Origin of the sequence: Bacillus carboniphilus, assembly GCF_039522365.1 — a bacterium.
GTDB classification, from domain to species: domain Bacteria; phylum Bacillota; class Bacilli; order Bacillales; family JC228; genus Bacillus_BF; species Bacillus_BF carboniphilus.
Window position 1 is genome coordinate 219,709 of the sequence record NZ_BAAADJ010000023.1, and the last position, 12,494, is coordinate 232,202.

A 12,494-nucleotide genomic window follows, 5' to 3' on the forward strand; every position below is an offset into this window, starting at 1 on the left:
ATGTACATGAGGTGTAAGTCATGCCACAATTTTTTCTCAACAAGCGGCTTATGTTTCTCCTTGTGAGTATCATTATTCTCGTGGCATTGATCGGCTTTTCTATTCGAGAAAGAGGTCAACTCACTTGGATGGAGCAATTTGTTAAAGACACTACAGGCTTTGTCCAGAATATTGTATCGAAACCCGCTGATGCAGTAGCTGATATTTATGGAAGTGTTCAAGATCTATTAAATACATACGAAGAAAATCGACTGCTTAAGAGTAAAATTCAAGATTATCACTTGTTAGATCAGAAAGTGAAAGACCTTACCCAAGAAAACGAAGACCTTCGAAAAGTTTTGGAAAAAGAAGAAAACCTTCGTGATTTTGATCCAATTCAGGCAACTGTTATTGGAAGAAATCCGGATCGTTGGCATGAAATCATTGAGTTAAATAAGGGCTCTGTAAACGGTATAGAGGATAATATGGCTGTCATTACTGGAGATGGCCTAATCGGAAAAATCAAGAGTACTTCTCAATTCACGTCGACCGTTCAATTACTAAGTTCAATGGATCCTACAAATCGTATATCGGCAATCGTTCAGGGGGAGGACGAAGAGATAAAAGGGATTATTGAAGGATTTGATAAAGATAAAAAGGTCCTACTATTAAAAGAGATACCTTATGATAAGGAAGTTGAAGAGGGAGCTGCCGTGGTGTCATCCGGCTTAGGTGGCGTATTTCCAAGTGACTTATTTATTGGTACGATTATTGAAGTTGTACCTGATAAATATGGACTTACGCAGACTGCCTATGTAGAACCAGCAGCAGATATGCACAGCATTAACCATGTAATCATTGTAAAGAGAAAAGCAACCGAACCAGTTCTTTCTTTTACAAATGAGGGGGATGAGGAGTAATGAAGAAACTCATCCTCCCTGCTAGTGTACTCTTCATTTTTTTACTTGAAGGTATGTATGTACAGTTTTTTGGTAGCTTTGATGCGGGACAAGAATGGATTTTTGTTCCCCGTTTCTTGTTTTGCACGCTTTTTTTTATTGTACTTTTTTACGACAGAACCCAAGGTTTCTTGTATGCACTCTGTTTCGGACTTCTATTTGATATCGTTTACACGGAAGTTTTAGGTGTATACCTTGCACTTTTTCCAGTACTTTGCTACGTATTAGACCGATTAATGAGGTTATTTCATCATCATTTGTTAATTATTATTGCTGTGACGCTCCTTGGAATAGTCGGATTGGAGTTTTCAGTTTACGCATTAAATTTACTTCTTCAAGTGACGGATATGGGCATGGAACAGTTTCTAGAAAAAAGATTAGTACCTACGCTCTATTTTAATGGAATCTTTTTAATTCTTTTTTCATTCCCATTAAGAAAATTCATCTTTTACTTACAAGCAAAGATTCTTGATGAGTAAGTGGATAAAATGAAGGCTATTTTTGAATGTTATTTCTTGCACATAAAGGTCAACTACAGTTGATTGGAGTGGAAGGTGCTTGAGTCCTCATAAAATGCTGCGCATTTTTCTCGTGCGAAGTACATGCTGCCGTAGCCTTTCATGTCCTGTGGGAGGAAGGGACAAGGGAGACCCCGCAGGAGCGATAGGGGAACGAAGGCTAAGAACGCCACGTCCTGTGGCAACGCCTTCGTAACCAACATCCTGTTGGCCAGAGGAGGCTCCCGGACCGCCCACTCTAGCTGCGCACCTGTAACGGAAATCAACGGCCATAGTTCATCGAGTCTACTCTTGGCTAAAGGCATAAAAGAATGCTAAAACAGCTATTTAAAAAGATTTTAATGTTAATTTTTTATTCTTTTTAGCGTGAAAAAAAGGAAAATACAGGCCTTTTGTTGAAATATACAATAGGTTAGAGGTGACAAACATATGAAAACGAAGCAGAATGTCATCATCAAAGGTACAAAAGACGGTCTTACTCTTCATTTAGACGATTCATGTTCGTTTTCTCAATTACTTGAAGAGCTAGAGATCAAGCTCTCTGGCCATTATGAAGGTCAGGAAGACAAACCTCTCGTTCAAGTACATATTCAAACAGGGCTCCGCTATTTGTCAGAGGATCAAAAGGAAGTATTGAGCGATCTTGTTAGACAAAAGAAAAACTTAGTGGTTGGTTCAATCCATAGCCAAGTCATAACGAGGGAAGAAGCCCAGAAGCTAAAAGAAGAGAATGAAATTGTTTCAGTAACTAGGGTCATTCGTTCTGGACAAGTCTTAAAAGTACCGGGAGACCTTCTCTTAATTGGTGATGTTAATCCAGGTGGAACCGTAATAGCAGGTGGAAACATTTTTGTTATGGGTGTCTTAAGAGGGATTGCTCATGCAGGTTTCGAAGGAAATAAGGAAGCTGTAGTAGTGGCATCTAAAATGACCCCATCTCAGCTGAGAATTGCAGATTCTTTTAATAGGGCACCCGATCAATACGATGAAAACGGTCATGATATGGAATGTGCCTATATAGATCAAGAAGGGCAGATTGTAATTGACCGATTACAATCACTTATTCATCTTCGCCCTCAATTAACTCGAATTTTGGAAGGAGGACGGTAACAGTGGGAGAAGCAATTGTCATAACGTCAGGAAAAGGTGGAGTAGGAAAGACGACTACCTCCGCAAACTTAGGAACAGCATTAGCCCTGCAAGGGAAGAAAGTATGTTTAGTAGATACAGATATTGGACTGCGTAATCTAGATGTTGTCATGGGGCTAGAGAACAGGATCATATATGACCTTGTAGATGTTGTAGAAGGTCGCTGCAAATTACATCAGGCATTAGTTAAAGACAAGCGTTTTAATGACTTACTTTACTTATTACCTGCTGCTCAAACCAGTGATAAAACTGCCGTCAACCCTGAACAAATGGAGGAATTGGTTGAGCGCTTGAAGCAAGATTATGATTATATCATTATTGACTGTCCAGCCGGAATCGAGCAAGGCTATAAAAATGCAGTGGCTGGCGCCGATCAAGCCATTGTTGTGACAACGCCAGAGATTTCTTCGGTTCGTGACGCAGATAGAGTAATAGGTTTACTTGAAAAAGAAGAAGGCATGGAGCGTCCAAAACTCGTCATTAACCGTATTAGAAGTCATATGATGAAAAATGGGGACATGCTAGATGTTGATGAAATTGCCACTCATTTGTCCATCGAACTACTAGGAATTGTCTTCGATGATGACCAAGTGATTAAAGCATCGAATGATGGAGAGCCGATTGTAATGAACCCAAATAGTCGTGCTTCCATTGCGTATCGAAATATTGCACGTAGAATTCTTGGAGAGTCCGTTCCTCTTCAACCATTGGATGCAAACGATAAAGGTATGTTTGCGAGATTGAAGAAGTTCTTTGGGGTTCGCGTCTAAGTAAAATAGAAAATGAAAGAAGTGGAGATAAAACGGTTCGTTTTATCTCCACTTCTTTTTTATTATACAATCCCCACAACAATCGATTCTATTTTTCTGGGACAGGTCATAGACTTGTACAAATGATTGAACCGGAAAGGTGGATCTAGATGAATCGCGCTGATGAAATTAGAAAGCGAATTGCGAAACGCAAAAAAGAAAGAGTCCATAGAGAGTCAAATGAAAAGCGCTCACTTCTTCTCCCAGAGATTGAGGAGCAACACGGATTTGAACGGATGATGTCCTATGAAACCGGACCTGAAAAAACACCTACATTATTCAGAAAAGAAGTCATCATTTTTAAAATTTTAGCTTCGGCGTGTTTATTTTTATTGACGGCTATTCTTTTCAAAAGTACGGGTAGTTCATTGGATTCTCTAAGAGTGTTTGTCGAGGATACATTTGAGAAGGACTTTCAGTTTGCAGCCGTTTCTGAATGGTATGAAGACCGATTTGGAGAGCCTTTAGCCTTTTTGCCAACGGATTCGACTGAGAACGAACCAAACATGATGGTGGAATATGCTGTACCAGCTTCAGGAAAAGTGACTCAATCTTTTACCATAAATGATCAAGGAGTAACGATAGAAACCGGAAAAGATGCACCAGTCAAGGCTGTCAAAGAAGGTGTTGTTGTTTTTGCAGGAAATAAAGATGATACGGGCCAAACTGTTATTATCCAGCACAGTGATGAAACCATCACTTGGTACGGTCACTTAAAAGATATATCGGTTTCTTATAATGATCGAGTATCAACAGGTAAAGAAGTAGGTGTGGTATCAGATAGCGACATTGGGAATAAGGGCGAATTTTATTTTGCTATCAAAAAAGGAAATGAATTTATTGACCCCATCCAGGTGATATCCTTTGAATAAATGGCTCCTTTTCTTTAAAAAAATACATATACATCCACTATTCTGGCTTGTTATGGGAATATCCATGATGACAGCTAGATTTACAGAAGTAATCGTACTATTTACGATTGTATTCCTACATGAATTAGGACATGGGCTTACGGCCCATTTTTTTTCATGGAGAATAAAAAAAATATCACTTCTTCCATTTGGTGGAGTAGCGGAAATGGACGAACATGGAAACCGACCGTTAAAAGAAGAACTGTTCGTAGTATTAGCGGGTCCCCTGCAACATGTTTGGATTCAGGCAGTATTATGGGGATTATATGATAACATGCTCATTCATCCGGACGACTATAAACTATGGGCAAGTTTTAATGCGACAATCCTTTTAATAAATCTATTGCCGGCGTGGCCATTAGATGGGGGAAAACTCTTATTTGTAGGACTCTCCTATTTCTGTACGTTCCGGAATGCTCACCTTTATACCCTTTATGTGACAGCAGTTATTTGTACGTTATCATTGATTACGATTCTATTGTGGAACCCATATCACCTAAATAGCTGGGTTATTTGGTTATTTCTTTTGTTTTCTCTCTGGAAGGAATGGAAGCAGAGACAATATGTGTTTATTCGGTTCCTACTTGAAAGGTATTACGGGAAGAAGAAGATTGAATACCGAAATGTACATTCCATTCAAGTCAATCCAGAAGTCCCGATACAAGATGTATTAGACTTATTTCATCGTGGGCGAAAGCATAATATTCGGGTTAATGGAAGTGATCAATCCACAACCCTAGATGAAAATGAATTACTACATGCCTTTTTTGCTGATAAGCTTTACAAAGGGAAGGTTGGAGACTTATTGTATATGTACTAGACTCGCTTCCTGAGGTGACGAAATTGAATGAAATCATTGTCAATATGACTACCTCCCAGCAACGATTTGCTTTATTAAAGAACGGAAAACTAGAGCACTTTTACATGGAACAACCTAACAATTATCTACCAGTCGGGACAATTTGTGTAGGGGTTGTGAAGGATGTTGTCGTTGGGATGAATGCAGCCTTTATCGAAATTGGTGAGGAAAAATTAGGGTTTCTTCATAAGGAGGATCTCCCTTCCTATCAATTATCTGGTTTCCCTTTAGAACAAAAGAAAAGTATGAGCATTTCAAAATTCTTACATAAAGGTGAGAAGGTTATCGTTCAGGTGAAAAAAGAACCGATTGGGGATAAAGGGGCAAGATTAACAGGGCTTGTTGAATGGCCAGGAACACATCTTATTTATTTACCCTACAGCCAGTATGTGGCAGTATCTAAAAAATTGGATTCATCCCTAGCAGAGAAATGGAGAGAGACGGCTAAGCAATGGTTGGATGGAAAAGAAGGTGTTCTAATTCGAACAAGTAGTGCTGAACAACCAGAAGAAACCGTTTATCAAGAGCTCCTCCAATTAAAGGAACTAAGTCAAAAGCATGTTAATCAGCTCCCTTTTACGAAAGCACCTAAAGTATTATTTGAGCCCAATCGAATGTTCAAGGAACTTGAAGCGTTTCTTCAACGTCTAGAAGGTGGCATCATTTGGGTTGATCAAATGGACGCGTATAAATATTTTCAATCTAACTTACCTCCATCAGTTGAGTGGCAGGTTCGCTTGTATCAAGGCACTGAGGGTATTTTTAATCACTATCGACTCGAAGTTGAAATTGAGAAGCTGTTATCAAAGCATGTATGGTTATCCAATGGAGCTAGTTTGACTATAGATGAAACAGAAGCACTTTGCTCCATAGATGTTAACACCGGGAAATTTATCGGAAAGAGCCATCAGCAACAAACCGTATTAAAAACGAATCAACTGGCCGCCGTAGAAGCGGCAAGACAAATCCGCTTACGTGACCTTGCTGGAATTATCGTGATTGATTTTATTGATTTGAAGTCAGAAGAACTAAGGGAAAGTGTAAGGCGAACCTTTATCCAAGAGACGAAAAAAGACCATAGAACGATACAGGTTGGCTCTTTTCATGAACTTGGCCTGTTAATTTTGACTAGAAAAAGAACGGGAGATTCGTTGCGAAAAAGGTTAATGGTTCCCTGCTCGGTTTGTTCTGGATTGGGACAGGTTCATAGTCCAGAAGCTTTAGCTTTCACTTTACAAAGAGAGCTATTAGAAAAAAGAGATGCTGAAGTTATACATATTGAAGCGACTTCCGATGTAATGGATTGTTTCCAGAAAGGAAGGAACCCTCTCCAAACCCATCTAGAAGAAAGCTTGAAATTTAAGCTTGAGTTTCGTAGGATCGAACATCCTCATCCTTCTTATAAAATAACGCGAATTGATGTATAATAGAAGGCGTGTGTTACTCTATTTTTTATTGACACTATGAGAAATAATATGGTATAGTTTTTGATGTTAGTTTGTAGCACCCGTGCTACAACCGCTCGGTCTTAGGTTATAAGATAAAGGTCCCCTTTACACCTAATGTCGGCGAGTCTGAGTCCATAAGGAGGTGCCAAGTATGTACGCAATTATCGAAACTGGTGGTAAACAACTTAAAGTTGAAGAAGGTCAAGCTATCTTCATTGAAAAGCTAGATGTTGAAGCTGGAGAAACTGTAACTTTTGATAAAGTTCTTTTCGTAGGTGGAGACGCAGTTAAAGTAGGTAGCCCAGTAGTTGAAGGTGCGACTGTAACTGCTAAAGTTGAAAAGCAAGGTCGTCAAAAGAAACTAGTAGTATTCAAGTATAAGGCGAAGAAAAACCAACGCAAAAAGCAAGGTCATCGTCAGCCATATACGAAAGTAGTTATTGAAAAAATCAACGCATAAGGCTGTTGATCAATTATGATTCGAGTAACAGTAAACAAAGATTCGAAAAGAATGACCTCTTTTCTTCTCGAAGGCCATGCTGAATTTGCGGAAGCTGGACAGGATTTAGTTTGTGCAGGAGCTTCGGCCGTAACCTTCGGCGCTATAAACGCTGTCGAGGACTTACTTGGTATTGAACTCCCTGTTGAACAAAGAGGTGGCGGCGGATATCTCCGTTGTACTTTACCGAATCTTGAGGATAAAGAAGTGGATGATAAAGTCCAATTGATCATGGCTTCAATGATCTCTTCTTTAGAAACGATACAAAGAGACTATAAGTCATACATTAAAATAACCTACCACAAAAAGTAGGAGGTGGAATAAATGTTACGTTTAGATCTTCAATACTTTGCATCTAAAAAAGGTGTAGGTTCTACAAAGAACGGTCGTGACTCAATCTCTAAGCGTCTTGGTGCCAAGCGTGCGGATGGTCAGTTTGTAACAGGTGGATCTATCCTTTATCGTCAACGCGGAACAAAAATCTATCCAGGAACGAACGTAGGTCGTGGTGGAGATGATACTCTTTTCGCTAAGATTGACGGTGTGGTTAAGTTCGAGCGTGTTGGACGCGATCGTAAACAAGTAAGTGTATATCCAGTTGCTCAAGAAGCATAAGGGTTTAGAGGGCTCTAGTCTATATTTAGGCTAGAGCTTTCTTTTTTGTTTTTTGAATAGTGATCTCATCCCCAAAAAAGAGCTTTAAAAGAGAAGTGCTATGGTTCTGAATGCTTATTTGTTATACTTACTAGTAAAATAGAAAAAAATTAGGGGAAAGATAATGGGAGATCCTAAAAATGTAGTTGATATTCTTCGTCATGCACGTCATGACTGGTTAAATAAGCTCCAACTAATTAAAGGAAACCTTGAGCTTGGAAAAACAGAACGTGCAAAAGAGATTATTGATGAAATCATAATAGAAGCTAGACACGAATCTGATCTAAGTAACATTGGATTAAATCAGTTTTCAACATTTTTATTAACATATAATTGGAAACAACATTTTTTTATACTTGAATTTGAAGTATTAGAGCTCTCTGGTACATTTCCATTAGAAGACCAATACATAACTAATTGGTTAAAGGGACTATTTCAACACCTGGAAGAGTCGTTAAATCCATATGGAGAGAACCATGTTTCTTTATCGATAGAAGTAAAACCGGATTGGTCTCGATTTATAGTAGATATTCGTGGAGAATTTTTGCCAGATGCTCACATTTTAAATTACATACATATGCATCCTATAACTAGAGGCACTATAGAAGTGGCAGATGAAATGGATAGTGACTTATCCATTGAGATTACAATTAGTTAAGGTTTCGCTAGGAGGACAATAGATGTTTGTCGATCAAGTTAAGATTTACGTAAAAGGTGGAGACGGTGGAAACGGAATGGTCGCTTTCCGTCGTGAAAAATATGTACCAATGGGTGGTCCTGCCGGTGGAGACGGCGGTAAAGGAGCAGACGTTGTATTTGAAGTAGAAGAAGGCTTAAGAACATTAGTTGACTTTCGTTACAAAAGGCATTTTAAAGCTCCAAGAGGAGAGCATGGTATGTCTAAGAGCATGCATGGTAAAAATGCTCAAGATATGGTAGTCAAAGTACCACCAGGAACGGTTGTAAAAGTTGCTGATACAGGTGAAGTCATTGCAGACCTAACTCAACATGGACAAAGAGCAGTCGTTGCAAAAGGTGGAAGAGGTGGAAGAGGAAACATTCGTTTTGCTACACCTGCAAATCCAGCACCGGAATTGTCTGAAAATGGGGAACCAGGACAAGAGAGAGACATTATTTTAGAACTAAAATTATTAGCAGATGTAGGTTTAGTCGGGTTTCCTAGTGTCGGAAAGTCCACTTTACTGTCTGTAGTTTCCTCTGCCCGTCCCAAAATTGGGGAGTACCATTTCACAACGCTAGTACCAAACTTAGGAGTTGTTGAAACGGGAGATGGTCGTAGTTTTGTTATGGCAGACTTACCTGGTCTAATTGAAGGAGCTCACCAAGGCGTGGGACTTGGCTTCCAATTCTTACGTCATATTGAGAGAACCCGTGTCATTGTACATGTGATTGATATGGCCGCTGTTGAAGGAAGAGACCCATATGATGACTTTGTGACAATCCAACAGGAAATGGAGCAATATAATCTTCGTTTGTCAGAGCGTCCAATGATTATTGTAGCGAATAAGATGGACGTTCCAGAAGCAGAGGAAAACCTGAAGACCTTTAAAGAAAAGTTGGACAAGGATTATCCAATCTTCCCAATCTCAGCTGTTACACGTGATGGGGTTCGAGATTTACTCTTTATGGTAGCGGATGTTCTCGAAGACACGCCTGAGTTCCCATTAGATATTGAGGAGCCAAAGGAAGAGCGAGTACTTTATAAACATGAAAGTAAAGAGTCGGAGTTCAATATTCAACGTGAGCCGGATGGCACCTTCGTTGTTTTCGGAGAAAAGTTGGAACGTTTGTTTAAGATGACTGATTTTACAAGAGACGAATCTGTGAAAAGATTTGCTCGTCAGCTAAGAGGTATGGGTATTGATGAAGCACTAAGACAAAGAGGTGCTACTGACGGGGATATCGTCCGTATTATGGACTATGAGTTTGAGTTTATTGATTAATTTTTCTACCAAGATATAGATCAGAGAAGACAACTGGGGGAGTGAACCATGAAGATTGGATACTTAGGTCCACAAACAACCTTTACGCATGAGGCAGCGATGACGTTCTTTCCAAAAGGTGAGCTCATCCCTTTTACAACAATACCGGCAACAATGGATGGATTACAAAATGGAGATGTGGATGTAGCAGTTGTCCCCATTGAGAATACATTAGAGGGTTCCGTGAATATTACAATGGATTACTTAATTCACGAAACCCATGAACCTATTGTGGCGGAATTGATTTTACCAATAAAGCAACATTTAATGGTGCTTCCACAATATGCAGAAGAATGGACCTCGATGGAGAAAATTTATTCGCATTCACATGCTTTGGCACAATGTCACCGTTTTTTACATGAACACCTTTCCAATGTGCCAAAAGAAGAGACGACTTCAACAGCAGCTGCTGCCCTAAAAGTTAGTCAGGAGAGTAGCCGGAATATAGGAGCCATAGCCAATGAGCTAGCAGCAAATCATCATGGACTCAAGATAGTAAAAAAAGATATCCACGATTCTAAAAATAACCATACAAGGTTTGCTATTCTTTCAAAAGAATCGTTTAAAAATCATGGGGAGCATCAAGGAATCCTTCTTAAATCTCATAAAACGACCATTACCGTAACATTGCCGATGGATGAAGCTGGGACATTACATCAAGTTTTATCTGCATTTGCATGGAGAAAATTGAACTTGAGTAAAATTGAATCCAGGCCGATGAAAACGGGTCTAGGACATTACTACTTCATTATTGATATAGAAAAAAAGTGGGATGATGTGTTAATACCTGGAGCGATTCAGGAACTGGAGGCAATCGGTTGTGGGGTAAGAATCCTTGGGACTTATCCTTCTTATAGTCGAACAGTACCAAATAATAAGTAAGAAAAGCGGGCATTAACGGAAACTGTGTCCGGCTAAAGTAAAAAGGATGAGCAGAAACCTAGTTTTCTGCTCATCCTTTATTTATATGGCTTATCACACCGTTTAACTTGGAATCACTAAGAACCCAGCTCTTTTCAATGCCTCTTCAACCTCATCTAGCTGTTCTTCATTTTGGGCTGATATGGTATGTAGGTGATAGCCTTCGGTTAGCTCGGAAAGTAATGCGGCTTTTTTCTTTTTAATTTGCTCCATAAACAAGCCAACCTCACGGCGGTTAGAGACCATCACTGAAGCCTTTAAATCACCGTATATGGGATGTTCAATGGTTACATCTTTCACGGTTACACCGTAGTCAACGATAAGCTGTAATTCCTCTTCCGTTCTTTCAGGTGGATGATAACTGGCAATAATCCGTTCAAATTTGGTTGCTGGTTCTTTTTCCATATAGACATAGCCCTGGCTTGTAGCCATGATAGGCTCATTTTTGGCCTTTAGGAGGGTGATATCTCCTACTATTACTTGTCTACTGACATTAGCTTGTTTAGCGAGCTCGCTTCCTGTCAGTGGCTCTTGTGATTGCTTTAACAGATTTAAAATGTAATTCCTTCTATCCTCACCTAATAATTTGTCACTCATACTCCCTCTCCTTTCAGGTGTTGTTTTTTTGAACAATTTCTATAATGGCTGTAGAAAGCTTTTCAACTTCAGTTTGTGTAGTTTGAGCACCCATGGATACTCGTACTAGACCTTTAGCAATCGTCTCATTATATTGGCAAGCTAAAACAGTTGGAGAAGGGGCCTGCTTTCCAATATGGCAAGCACTTCCCGATGACACAGCCAATCCTCTTTGATTTAATTCCAATAACACATATTGTCCTTCTAAACCTTTAATTCGAAATGAAAAAATGGAAGGAAGCTGGCACTTCTGATCCGAGCTACCGAATATCTGAATGGATTCCTTTACTTTTTCAAGTTCTGATTCTAAGTAATGTCTATATGTTATAAAAGTATCTTGTAATGTTAATCGTTGTTCTTTCCACAGGGCGGCTGCTTGAGTGAAGCTAGCAACCGCAGGCAGGTTTACCGTTCCGGGTCTCAATCCTTTTTCGTGGACGGTACCTGGAATAAGCGGTTTTACCTGGTAACGGTCTGCTATATATAAGGCACCGATCCCTTTAGGACCATTGATTTTATGACTGGAGATACTTACAGAATCTACATATGGAATTATTTCAGCTATATCTAGTTTACCAAATGATTGAACACAATCACTATGTAAACGAATCTCTCTATCTTTTAGAAGGTCATGAATTTCCTGTAAAGGTTGAATGGTTCCAATCTCTGAATTAACGTGTTGAACAATGACGAGACCGGTCTCGGGTTTAATCTGTTTCTGTAACTCACAAACATCAACAATTCCATCAGTTGTAAAAGGAATTTCAGTAACAGTATACCCATGTCTTTCTAGCATGGGAAGGTTATTCTTTATAGAGGAATGTTCACCGCCTGTTGAAATAATGTGTGTTTGGTCTTTCTTTAAAGTTTGTATTAGTACTTGTAAGGCAAGATCATTCGATTCACTTCCACCACTAGTAAAATAAATCGTGTTGTCAGGTACCTGTAATAGATTTGCGAGTGTCCTTCTGCAATGTTCTAATAATTCCTTAGATTTATGTCCCACATCATGTAGGGATTCCGTATTTCCATAATAACTTTTTGATACTTCTACCCATATGTCAATCGCTTCTTGAAACATAGGACTTGTTGCAGCGTAATCAAAATAGATCAATTCAGCTCTCCCCATTCCCTGAATTCTTTCAAAAA

Annotated in this window: 15 protein-coding genes and 1 other annotated feature; of the genes, 13 read left to right on the plus strand and 2 right to left on the minus strand. The window is 39.3% G+C overall.

Going from position 1 to position 12,494, the window contains the following annotated elements; all coding sequences use genetic code 11:
- Positions 1 to 20: 20 nt before the first annotated feature.
- The 13 genes from mreC (at position 21) to pheA (ending at position 10,670) form a co-directional block, all read left to right on the plus strand.
- The gene (gene mreC / locus ABDZ91_RS13225; RefSeq protein ID WP_343799712.1) at positions 21 to 899 is read left to right on the plus strand and encodes a rod shape-determining protein MreC; all 879 of its coding nucleotides are present in this window, start codon (positions 21 to 23) and stop codon (positions 897 to 899) included.
- A complete protein-coding gene (gene mreD, locus ABDZ91_RS13230; RefSeq protein WP_343799714.1) occupies positions 899 to 1,417 on the plus strand; it encodes a rod shape-determining protein MreD in 519 nt (172 codons plus the stop codon). Before mreC ends, mreD begins: the two co-directional genes overlap by 1 nt.
- Positions 1,418 to 1,885: 468 nt before the next feature.
- Positions 1,886 to 2,566: a septum site-determining protein MinC gene (minC, locus tag ABDZ91_RS13235; protein ID WP_343799716.1), complete on the plus strand. Its 681-nt coding sequence runs from the start codon at positions 1,886 to 1,888 to the stop codon at positions 2,564 to 2,566.
- 2 nt (positions 2,567 to 2,568) lie between these two features.
- Complete coding sequence (minD, locus tag ABDZ91_RS13240) at positions 2,569 to 3,375, plus strand: septum site-determining protein MinD (protein WP_343799718.1); 807 nt, start codon at positions 2,569 to 2,571, stop codon at positions 3,373 to 3,375.
- Between the two features lie 149 nt (positions 3,376 to 3,524).
- Positions 3,525 to 4,286: a peptidoglycan DD-metalloendopeptidase family protein gene (locus ABDZ91_RS13245; RefSeq protein WP_343799720.1), complete on the plus strand. Its 762-nt coding sequence runs from the start codon at positions 3,525 to 3,527 to the stop codon at positions 4,284 to 4,286.
- The gene (locus ABDZ91_RS13250) at positions 4,279 to 5,145 is read left to right on the plus strand and encodes a M50 family metallopeptidase (protein ID WP_343799722.1); all 867 of its coding nucleotides are present in this window, start codon (positions 4,279 to 4,281) and stop codon (positions 5,143 to 5,145) included. Before ABDZ91_RS13245 ends, ABDZ91_RS13250 begins: the two co-directional genes overlap by 8 nt.
- Positions 5,146 to 5,168: 23 nt before the next feature.
- Positions 5,169 to 6,611: an Rne/Rng family ribonuclease gene (locus tag ABDZ91_RS13255; protein ID WP_343799724.1), complete on the plus strand. Its 1,443-nt coding sequence runs from the start codon at positions 5,169 to 5,171 to the stop codon at positions 6,609 to 6,611.
- A gap of 79 nt (positions 6,612 to 6,690) precedes the next feature.
- Positions 6,691 to 6,770: a sequence feature (ribosomal protein L21 leader region), on the plus strand.
- Between the two features lie 13 nt (positions 6,771 to 6,783).
- Positions 6,784 to 7,092, plus strand: coding sequence for a 50S ribosomal protein L21 (gene rplU, locus ABDZ91_RS13260; protein WP_343799726.1), 309 nt, complete (start codon positions 6,784 to 6,786; stop codon positions 7,090 to 7,092).
- A gap of 15 nt (positions 7,093 to 7,107) precedes the next feature.
- Positions 7,108 to 7,443 carry a ribosomal-processing cysteine protease Prp gene (locus ABDZ91_RS13265; RefSeq protein ID WP_343799728.1) on the plus strand — a complete coding sequence of 112 codons (336 nt, stop codon included), beginning with the start codon at positions 7,108 to 7,110 and terminating at the stop codon, positions 7,441 to 7,443.
- A gap of 12 nt (positions 7,444 to 7,455) precedes the next feature.
- The gene (gene rpmA, locus ABDZ91_RS13270; protein WP_343799730.1) at positions 7,456 to 7,746 is read left to right on the plus strand and encodes a 50S ribosomal protein L27; all 291 of its coding nucleotides are present in this window, start codon (positions 7,456 to 7,458) and stop codon (positions 7,744 to 7,746) included.
- 163 nt (positions 7,747 to 7,909) lie between these two features.
- Positions 7,910 to 8,443 carry a Spo0B domain-containing protein gene (locus tag ABDZ91_RS13275; RefSeq protein ID WP_343799732.1) on the plus strand — a complete coding sequence of 178 codons (534 nt, stop codon included), beginning with the start codon at positions 7,910 to 7,912 and terminating at the stop codon, positions 8,441 to 8,443.
- 22 nt (positions 8,444 to 8,465) lie between these two features.
- Positions 8,466 to 9,749: a GTPase ObgE gene (gene obgE / locus ABDZ91_RS13280; RefSeq protein WP_343799733.1), complete on the plus strand. Its 1,284-nt coding sequence runs from the start codon at positions 8,466 to 8,468 to the stop codon at positions 9,747 to 9,749.
- Between the two features lie 48 nt (positions 9,750 to 9,797).
- Positions 9,798 to 10,670 (plus strand): prephenate dehydratase, encoded by an 873-nt coding sequence (gene pheA / locus ABDZ91_RS13285; RefSeq protein ID WP_343799736.1) that lies wholly within the window; start codon positions 9,798 to 9,800, stop codon positions 10,668 to 10,670.
- 102 nt (positions 10,671 to 10,772) lie between these two features.
- Here pheA and ABDZ91_RS13290 read toward each other — a convergent pair whose 3' ends face one another.
- Together ABDZ91_RS13290 and ABDZ91_RS13295 are read right to left on the minus strand one after the other, a co-directional pair.
- Entirely contained in the window at positions 10,773 to 11,306 is a 534-nt protein-coding gene (locus ABDZ91_RS13290) for a transcription repressor NadR (protein ID WP_343799738.1), read from the minus strand.
- Positions 11,307 to 11,319: 13 nt separating this feature from the next.
- Positions 11,320 to 12,459, minus strand: coding sequence for an IscS subfamily cysteine desulfurase (locus ABDZ91_RS13295; RefSeq protein WP_343799739.1), 1,140 nt, complete (start codon positions 12,457 to 12,459; stop codon positions 11,320 to 11,322).
- Positions 12,460 to 12,494 lie beyond the last annotated feature (35 nt).

Bases quoted from the DNA above. Each gene is read 5' to 3' on its own strand.
- obgE (WP_343799733.1), top strand. From the start codon at position 8,466: ATGTTTGTCGATCAAGTTAAGATTTACGTAAAAGGTGGAGACGGTGGA.
- ABDZ91_RS13275 (WP_343799732.1), top strand. From the start codon at position 7,910: ATGGGAGATCCTAAAAATGTAGTTGATATTCTTCGTCATGCACGTCAT.
- ABDZ91_RS13265 (WP_343799728.1), top strand. From the start codon at position 7,108: ATGATTCGAGTAACAGTAAACAAAGATTCGAAAAGAATGACCTCTTTT.
- mreC (WP_343799712.1), top strand. From the start codon at position 21: ATGCCACAATTTTTTCTCAACAAGCGGCTTATGTTTCTCCTTGTGAGT.
- minC (WP_343799716.1), top strand. From the start codon at position 1,886: ATGAAAACGAAGCAGAATGTCATCATCAAAGGTACAAAAGACGGTCTT.
- rplU (WP_343799726.1), top strand. From the start codon at position 6,784: ATGTACGCAATTATCGAAACTGGTGGTAAACAACTTAAAGTTGAAGAA.
- mreD (WP_343799714.1), top strand. From the start codon at position 899: ATGAAGAAACTCATCCTCCCTGCTAGTGTACTCTTCATTTTTTTACTT.
- ABDZ91_RS13245 (WP_343799720.1), top strand. From the start codon at position 3,525: ATGAATCGCGCTGATGAAATTAGAAAGCGAATTGCGAAACGCAAAAAA.
- pheA (WP_343799736.1), top strand. From the start codon at position 9,798: ATGAAGATTGGATACTTAGGTCCACAAACAACCTTTACGCATGAGGCA.
- rpmA (WP_343799730.1), top strand. From the start codon at position 7,456: ATGTTACGTTTAGATCTTCAATACTTTGCATCTAAAAAAGGTGTAGGT.
- ABDZ91_RS13290 (WP_343799738.1), bottom strand. From the start codon at position 11,306: ATGAGTGACAAATTATTAGGTGAGGATAGAAGGAATTACATTTTAAAT.